The 841-nt window shown below is 67.5% G+C and carries 2 protein-coding genes; both read right to left on the reverse strand.

The window, feature by feature from the left end:
- Positions 1-105: 105 nt before the first annotated feature.
- Positions 106-375 (reverse strand): acylphosphatase, encoded by a 270-nt coding sequence (locus ACR9ZJ_RS19340; RefSeq protein ID WP_481279648.1) that lies wholly within the window; start codon positions 373-375, stop codon positions 106-108.
- Position 376: 1 nt separating this feature from the next.
- Positions 377-841, reverse strand: coding sequence for a TlpA family protein disulfide reductase (locus ACR9ZJ_RS19345; protein ID WP_481288686.1), 465 nt, complete (start codon positions 839-841; stop codon positions 377-379).

An 841-nucleotide genomic window follows, 5' to 3' on the forward strand; every position in this document is an offset into this window, starting at 1 on the left:
GGGGGGAGCCGCTTCAGCGGCTAGGGCCGCTTGCCGCCGCCCCGCCCGCTGCCGCGGGATCGCCGCTGAAGCGGCTCCCACACAAACCACGGGCCCGGCCCGACATCACTTGACCAGGAACTCCGACGGCGCGTCATGCGCACCGATCTCCTCGCGATAGAGCTGGTCGACCTCGGCCGCGTCGGGGCCGTCGCGCAGCCAGGTTTCCAGGCGGTCGATCGCGGAGGCGTCGCCGTACACGACCACCTCCACGCTGCCGTCGACGAGATTCCGCGCATGACCGGTGAGTTCCAGCGCGATCGCCTGCTCGCGCGCCGACGCGCGAAAAAACACGCCTTGCACCTTTCCCCCGACGACGAACCGCGCGGCTTTCATGTCACGCCCCCTTGGCGATGGCCTCGTTGAGTTTTTCCGCCGTGACCGGGCCCACGAAACGCTGGGCGACATGGCCGTCCGGCGCGATCAGGTAGGTGGTGGGCAAGCCCTTGGGCGAATCGAAATCCTTCGGTGGCGCGGTGACGTCGACCTGAGCGATGGGATACACGACGGGATGCTTGCGCAGGAAGGCGACGATATCGCCGGCCTCGGTGTCCTCGAACGCGAGACCGATCGCGGAGACGTCCTTGCGGCTCTTCACGAAGTTGGAAATGTCCGGCATTTCCTTGATGCACGGCACGCACCAGGTGGCCCAGTAATTGACCACCACCCACTTGCCGCGCTGCGCGGCGAGATCGAACGCCTTGCCATCGAGCGTGGTGACCTTGAGTTCGGGTTTGGCCGCCGTGGCGGCGATCGCCGGCGTGACGATGGCGAGGGCCGCGATGGCGAACAGGCGGGGGAT

Source organism: Luteibacter sp. KNZ12-1A (assembly GCF_056755675.1).

Coding starts and splice junctions, on each gene's coding strand:
- ACR9ZJ_RS19340 (WP_481279648.1), bottom strand. CDS start 375: ATGAAAGCCGCGCGGTTCGTCGTCGGGGGAAAGGTGCAAGGCGTGTTT.